The organism is Streptomyces bobili (assembly GCF_002154575.1).
In the GTDB taxonomy this organism is placed as follows: domain Bacteria; phylum Actinomycetota; class Actinomycetes; order Streptomycetales; family Streptomycetaceae; genus Streptomyces; species Streptomyces bobili.
This window is the reverse complement of record NZ_MUBA01000310.1, coordinates 1-445: the sequence shown is the minus strand read 5'-3', so window position 1 is coordinate 445 and position 445 is coordinate 1. Positions and strand designations below refer to the sequence as shown.

Below are 445 nucleotides of genomic sequence, written 5' to 3'. Positions count from 1 at the left end.
ATCCCCGCTCGGTCGGCGGCCTGCACCAGGGCCGCCCGCTGGTCCCGGGCGAAGTTGGCCGGGACCGTGAGCACCGCGCCCTGCAACGGGCCCCCGACATACGCCTCCGCATCCTCCCGAAGCCGCCGCAGGATGTGCTGTGCCACGTCCTCCGCCGTCAGACGGACCGTGCCCCGGGTGATGCTCCAGTCCGTGCCCAGCTTCAGCTTCGCCGAGCGGATCGTGTAGTCGGGGTTGGCGATCGCCTGGCGCTTGGCGGGAGTTCCCACCAGGATGTCGCCCGTCTCGGTGATGGCCACCAGGCTGGGTGTGGTGAGGGCGCCCTCCGCGTTGGGGATCAGGCGCACGTCGTCGCCCTCGAACAGGGCGATGGCCGAGTTCGTCGTACCGAAATCGATGCCGACGACCGGGCCGTGTCCGGAGCCGCCGACGGGTGGGCGGGGCG

1 protein-coding gene is annotated in these 445 nt (G+C 71.9%); it reads right to left on the bottom strand.

The features are described from left to right. Positions 1-445: Hsp70 family protein (locus tag BZL64_RS24320; RefSeq protein WP_143663301.1), on the bottom strand; the 445-nt coding region annotated here is incomplete at both ends.